Below are 5037 nucleotides of genomic sequence, written 5' to 3' on the forward strand. Positions count from 1 at the left end.
CGCCCGGCCGAGGGTGTCGGCGACGGGGTCGGGGGCCGGCGTGGGCGCCTCGCCGAGGCCGCGACCCTCAGCCGCGGAGCCGAGGTTGGCGTCGACGAGGTGCATGGGGCCGTAGCCGCCGGAGCTGCTGTGGCCGGGGTGGAAGTCCCAGCGGGTCTGCGCGTAGGACACGGCCTCGAGGACCGTGCGGGGCACCCCGAACTCGGCCGAGGCGGCCGCGAAGGCCCGCTCACGGCTGGCGGAGTCGCTGCTCGCGGCGCTGGTCGAGGGGTCTGCCGCCTGGGCTGCCGGGGGGGCGAGGGCCAGGCCCGCGGAGACCGCCGCGACGGCACCGAGCGCCACCACGGAGTGCCGCACCCTGCGGGCCCCTGGTGTTCGGTGTGCTGGGGGGTTGGGTATCACTCGATCGTCCCTTTCGTGTCTTGACTGCAGGGTGCTCTGCACCGGTGTGGGGCCACCGGTGGCGAGGTCCTGGGGCAGCGGTCCGTCCGGCCCAGGGCTCGGGACAAACCTCCGATACCGAGCATTCCCGTGCATCCCGAGGCCCGCCACTTGAAACTCACGCCGACCTGCTCGCTCGTTACCGCGGCGTTGCGCGTGCGCCGGCCGCTCGCGGGGACCACCATGGGATGCATGGGTCGCGCTGGCCTGGGTGTGGGCTTGGCCATGGCAGCAGTGCTGGTCGGGGGGTGCGGGGGCGCTTCCTCGTCCGGCTCCTCCGGGTCCCCCGCCTCCCCCGAGGTGCAGACCGCGGCGCCTGCCGGCCCCACCCCCGCCACGTCGGCTCCCCCTCGCTTCGGCGCCGGCGGCGACAGCGGGGGCGACGTGCCCTACGGTCCCCAGTTCCCCCTCACTCTGCGGCGCACCGGGGGCAGCGCCGGCTTCGACGACATCGTGGTGCTCGGCGCGGACGGTCAGGTCCGCGTCGACACGAGGTCGGTGCACGGCCGGGTCTGCCGGCTGGAGCCCGCCCTGCAGCGTCGGCTCCTCTCGCTCCTCGCGACCCTGCGCCTGGGTGCGGGCGGGGTGCCCACCACGAACCTGCCGAGCGACGGGTTCACCTCCGTCGGGGGCGACGTGACCGAGAGCGACCCGATCACCATCTCCGTCACGGACGACCGGGCCCAGGCGATCGACCTCAGTGACCCCTCGCTGGGCGAGATCTCGGGTCTCGTCGGGACCCTTGTCGGCGACGTGACGCTCTCGGTCCCGGCGGTCACCCGGTGCACGACGCCGTCGGCGCTGCCGGTGCCGCCCGACGCGACGCCCTGAGCGCGACGTCCTGAACGGCCCGACGCAAGAGGTCGGTATGCCGCTGGGCGTGACCCGGCGGCATACCGACCTCGGTGCGTGGTGCGCCTCAGGCGGGCGCCGATCAGAGGTTGCCGATCAGAAGTTCGTCGCGACGTCGTCGACGACCCAGCTCGTCTGGAGCGACGAGTCCTCGGTGTCGGCGAACTTCAGCGTGACGTTCGTGCCCTTGTAGGCCGTGAGGTCGATCGTCTTCTGCGACCACGTGGCCTTCGGCGTCGAGAGGTTGGAGTAGCTCTGCTTCGTGACGCCGTTGACCTGGACGGTGGCGGTGTCGTAGGCGGAGGTGGTCGACGTCTCGGAGGTGTCGATCCGGATCCAGTAGGTCAGCGTGGGCGACGTGGCCGTGCTCGGGACGGCGAAGGTCTGCGACACGCTCTCCGAGCCCGACGTCCCGTTGCCGCCGAGCCACAGCTTCCAGGTGCCGCTGTGGGCCGGGCGACCCGTATTGTTCGTGATGGGGCCGGCAGTCCCCGTCCAGCCGGTCGTGCCGGACTCGAAGCCGCCGTTGACCAGCGAGCCACCGGTGGGCGGCGGGGGCGTCGTGCCACCGCACGTCTCGGTGCTGGCCGGGGCCGAGATGGCGCCCATGGCCTTGTCGACCGCGGTGCACTCGGCGGAGCCGGCGCCGTAGAGGTCCTTGGCCGCCTTGATGACGCCGGTGCGGGCCGCCGCGTAGTTGCTCGAGGAGGTCAGGTAGGTCGAGAGCGTGCGGTACCAGATCTTCTCGGCCTTGACGTGCCCGATGCCGGTCACGGTCGAGCCGTTGCACGTGGGGCTGTTGTAGCTGACTCCGTTGACCGTCTTGGCACCGGAGCCCTCGGAGGCGAGGTAGTACCAGTGGTTGAGCGGGCCGGAGGAGTAGTGCGGGTCGAGTCCGCCGAGGGTCGAGCTCCAGCAGTCCTTGGACGCGCCGTCCTTGCTCGGCTTGTCCATGTAGCGCAGCGGGGTGCCGTTGCCGTTGAGGTTGAGCTTCTCGCCGATGAGGTAGTCGGGGGTGTCGTTGGCGTTGTTGGCATACCACTCGACGGCCGTGCCGAAGATGTCGGAGGTCGACTCGTTGAGGCCACCCGCGTCGCCGGTGTAGGCCAGGCCTGCGGTGTTCTCGGTGACGCCGTGGCTCATCTCGTGGCCGGCGACGTCGATCTCCACCAGCGGGGCGGCGTTGTTGGCCCCGTCGCCGTAGGTCATCTGCGTGCCGTCCCAGAACGCGTTCGAGTAGCTCTGGCCGTAGTGGACGCGGCTGCGGGCGCCGGTGCCGTTGTTCCAGATGCCGGCGCGGCCGAGCTGGGTGTTGTAGTAGTCGTACGTCTTGCCGGCACCGTAGTGCGCGTCGACGGCGGCGGACTGGCGGCTGCTCTGCGATCCGGTTCCCCAGACGTCGTCGGCGTCGGTGAACGTCGTGCCGGTGCCGCTCGTGGCCTGGTTCAGGTCGGTCGTGTAGTTCCCGTGCGTGTCCTTCATCGTGTATGCGCCGGAGCTGCCCGAGGTGGCCAGGGAGACGCTGCCGACGAAGATGCCGTTGCCGGTCCCCTCCTTGACGTCGTCCCAGCTCGCCAGGGTCTTGCCGTTGTCGGCGTCGACGATGGTGTGCAGGCGCGTCGGCGTCTGGTCGGCCTTGATGCCCTCGGTGACGACCTCGTAGGCCAGCTTCGGGCCGGTGGCCGCCTGGAAGACGACGAGCTCACCGGCCGAGGCCTTCTCGTTCTTCCCCTGGGCGGCGGCGAGGCCTGCCGACTGAGCGGCCGCGCGGCTGATCTTCGGCGTGAACGACGCCGGGGTCGCGTTCTTGCGGATGTTCCACGTGACGCTGGTGACCTTGCCGGACGCGTCCTTGTGGCTGACGAAGTCGCCGCCGACGACGCGCAGGCCGTTGACGGAGCGGTCGTAGCGCACGTGGGTGCTGCCGTCGGGGTCCGCGATGACGGACTTCACGGTGAGCGTCTCACCGGTCAGGCCGAGGGCGCTCGCCGAGGAGGCCGCACGGGCCTGCTCGGTCGCCTTGAGGCTCTGCGACTCGGGAGCGGGCGCCGTGTCGCGCCCTGCACCTGCCGCTGCACCCGCCGGGATCGCCGGCGAGATGGCGAGGGCGAGGGCGAGCAGCCCTCCGGTCGCCAGCCCGGACTTCAGTCGGTTCACTGTTGACTCCTTGTGGGGGTTGCGGCACGAGGGCCGCCTCTGGGGTGTGCCGCCATCTCACGAGACACTGAGAGCTGGCTGGACGAGCGCGACGCTGGCAGCCGCCGGAACACCGGTCAACGGGACATACGAAGTCTTTGCCGATTGCGCGCCAAGTCCTGAGTCGCGCTTGGCGGCAGCGGGATTGGCCCGGGGGCGCCGGTTGGGCGATCTCCCAGAATCCCCGTCAGGCCCTAGCTGCGGCCGTCCGCGCGGCCTCGTGCGCGGTCCAGGTCGGCCGGCGTGTCGACGTCGAGGGCCACCTCGTCGGGGTCGTCGACCACGGCCGTCGGCACGTCGGCGCACAGCCGGCGCATGCTCCTGCCGTAGGCGTCGCCGACCTCCTCGAGGCGTGCTCGCAGGGCCGGGAGCCGCCAGGCCGCGCAGAGCCAGTTGGTGCGCCCGTCTGCGCCCACCGTGACGGCGAGGTCGGCGGTCCGGAGGAGTGGCCCGGCGGCATACGCGCTCGGGGGGCCGGCCAGCGCGGCGACGAGGCGGACGACGTGCTCGTGGGTCACGAAGGGCAGGTCGGCGGCCAGGACGACGAGCACCTCCGGCGCTCCCTCGTCGGCTGGGAGCGCCCGGACGGCGGCGGCGAGGCCGGCCACGGGGCCTCCGCCGGGCACCGGCTCGATCACCGCGCGTATGCCGTCCGGGACGCCCTGCGTCGGACCGACCACGAGTGCGCGCCAGTCGCCCGCAGCAGCGAGGACACGCGCGACGAGGGGGCGGCCGGCGACCTCGAGCAGCGGCTTGTGCGAGCCCATCCGGCGCGAGGCGCCCCCGGTCAGCACGACGACGACGGGGTCCGTCGGGCCGGTGCTGGGACGTTCGGGGGGCGGCACCCTCGGAGTCTGGCACGGTCACGTGGCAGGCTGGCCTCATGGGACGGGTCACCGTGCGGCGCAAGGTCACGACGATCGATCTCGCGACGCCCTCGACGAGCACGCGCCCCGACACGCTGACCGTCGAGGAGCCGCTCGAGCTGCGGGTGAACGGCACGCCGCTCACGGTGACGATGCGCACCCCCGGGCACGACATCGAGCTGGTCCACGGCTTCCTCATGTCGGAAGGGCTGATCCGCTCACCCGAGGACATCGCGCTCGCCCGCTACTGCGAGGGCGCGGTCGTCTCGGGCGAGAGCGGTTTCGACGAGAACACCTACAACGTCATCGACGTGACGCTGGCCCCCGGGGTGGCGCCACCGGCAGCGTCGGCGACCCGCTCGTTCTTCACCAACTCCTCGTGCGGGGTCTGCGGCAAGGCGAGCATCGAGCAGCTCCGGGCGCAGTCGGCGTTCGACGTGCGCTCGGACGCGACCGAGTTCGCGGCCAAGGTGCTCGCCGAGCTGCCGGACGCCCTGCGCACCCAGCAGAAGTCGTTCGACAAGACGGGTGGACTCCACGCGGCCGGGCTGGCGACCGCCGACGGCGAGCTGCTCGTCGTGCGCGAGGACGTGGGCCGGCACAACGCCGTCGACAAGGTCGTCGGGTGGGCGCTCCAGAACGGCCGGGTGCCCGGCGCGGGCTGCGTCCTCGTCGTCTCCGG

4 protein-coding genes and 1 pseudogene are annotated in these 5037 nt (G+C 72.1%); 2 read left to right on the plus strand and 3 right to left on the minus strand.

All coding sequences use genetic code 11. The features are described from left to right. Positions 1-357 (minus strand): annotated as a pseudogene (locus ABD194_RS20180) (N-acetylmuramoyl-L-alanine amidase); the annotation flags it as partial. Positions 358-666: 309 nt separating this feature from the next. On the opposite strand from ABD194_RS20180, the gene ABD194_RS20185 reads away from it, so the two are divergent. Next, positions 667-1272, plus strand: a complete 606-nt coding sequence (locus ABD194_RS20185; RefSeq protein ID WP_343994843.1) for a hypothetical protein — start codon at positions 667-669, stop codon at positions 1270-1272. A gap of 117 nt (positions 1273-1389) precedes the next feature. Here ABD194_RS20185 and ABD194_RS20190 read toward each other — a convergent pair whose 3' ends face one another. Continuing rightward, positions 1390-3450 carry a M4 family metallopeptidase gene (locus ABD194_RS20190; protein ID WP_343994845.1) on the minus strand — a complete coding sequence of 687 codons (2061 nt, stop codon included), beginning with the start codon at positions 3448-3450 and terminating at the stop codon, positions 1390-1392. Between the two features lie 233 nt (positions 3451-3683). After that, positions 3684-4334 carry a molybdenum cofactor guanylyltransferase gene (gene mobA / locus ABD194_RS20195; RefSeq protein ID WP_343994847.1) on the minus strand — a complete coding sequence of 217 codons (651 nt, stop codon included), beginning with the start codon at positions 4332-4334 and terminating at the stop codon, positions 3684-3686. A gap of 38 nt (positions 4335-4372) precedes the next feature. Here mobA and ABD194_RS20200 point away from each other — a divergent pair. Then, the coding region (locus ABD194_RS20200; protein ID WP_343994849.1) for a formate dehydrogenase accessory sulfurtransferase FdhD at positions 4373-5037 on the plus strand (665 nt) is incomplete at its 3' end.

It is taken from the genome of Terrabacter terrae (genome assembly GCF_039529575.1).
Taxonomy (GTDB): Bacteria; Actinomycetota; Actinomycetes; order Actinomycetales; family Dermatophilaceae; genus Terrabacter; species Terrabacter terrae.

What these genes read in the sequence shown, in the direction of transcription:
- ABD194_RS20185 (WP_343994843.1), top strand. Translation starts at nt 667, where the DNA reads ATGGCAGCAGTGCTGGTCGGGGGGTGCGGGGGCGCTTCCTCGTCCGGC.